Genomic DNA, 1,176 nt, shown 5'->3' with positions numbered 1-1,176 from the left:
GACTTGAGAAATCTTCTTGGCTCTTCACTTCGGCCGGTGTCACCTGATCGCTGTCTTCTGCCAAGAAATCATCTAACAAATCTGACGCTTCGATATCGCCATCTTCGATAGCTTTCAAGATAGCTTCCTTACCAATCACTTCCTTAGCTGCCATAATCGCTGCTTCCTTATCAGTGATAGTAGCATCCTTGTTGATGTCATCGATAGTTGATTTTTCGATTTTTTCTAGGGTAGCGATTAAATCTGAGCGAACTTTTGCTGCTTCTTCCGCTGCTTCCTTGTCCGCTGCAGCGAGTTTAGCTTGGTCTTGGCTTGAGAAATCTTCTTGGCTCATCGCTTCGGCCGGTGTTACCTGGTCACTGTCTTCTGCTAAGAAATCATCTAACAAGTCTGAGGCATCAATGTCGCCTTCTTCGATAGCTTTCAAGATGCCGTCCTTGCCAATCACTTCTTTAGCCGCCTTGATCGCTGCTTCCTTATCAGTGATAGTGGCATCCTTGTTGATGTCATCTATGGTTGATTTTTCAATTTTTTCTAAGGTAGCGATTAGATCTGAGCGAACTTTGGCTGCATCAACCTGAGCCTCTTTATCAGCTTCATCTAACTTAGCTTGGTCTTCATCTGTGAATTCTGATACAGGTTCAGCTACTGTTTTATGCTCGCTTGTATCTGCTGGCCAGTCTACAATAACATCACCAATCTCCAAATCCTCATCTGCGATAACCTTCAAAAGATTTTCTTTACCAATCTCTTCTTTGGCTTCTTTGATAGCCGCTTCTTTATCGATGATTGAAGCGTCTTTTTTAATATCTTCAATTACAGCATTTTCAAGAGATTCTAGGGCTTGAACCAGAGCATCCGTCACTTGAGAAACTTGTTCTTTGGCATCTTTTTCAGCTTGGTCTAGTAGGGTTTTCTCCTCAGTAGATAATTTTTTATTAGTTTGAACTTCAGGACCTGTTACCACAGACTTATCTTCTGCACCTTCTGGCAATTCAGCGATGATATTATCTAAGCTGAGCTCTCCAGACTCAAGAGTATCTGAAATATACATCTTACCGATATATTCCTTCACAGCTTCAGCTGCATCCTCTTTGTCCTCAATTGCTTCCTTATCCTTAATATCACTAATAGCCTGTTCCTCAAGTTCATCCAAAGCCTTCATCAACTCTTCTT

1 pseudogene is annotated in these 1,176 nt (G+C 41.8%); it reads right to left on the bottom strand.

Annotation, left to right across the window (positions count from 1 at the left end):
* Positions 1–1,176 (bottom strand): annotated as a pseudogene (locus tag GMD4S_RS13555) (SIALI-17 repeat-containing surface protein); the annotation flags it as partial.

Source organism: Streptococcus sp. GMD4S, assembly GCF_000296955.1.
The sequence above is the reverse complement of the archived record's forward strand: the minus strand, read 5'-3'. Positions and strand labels throughout refer to the sequence as shown.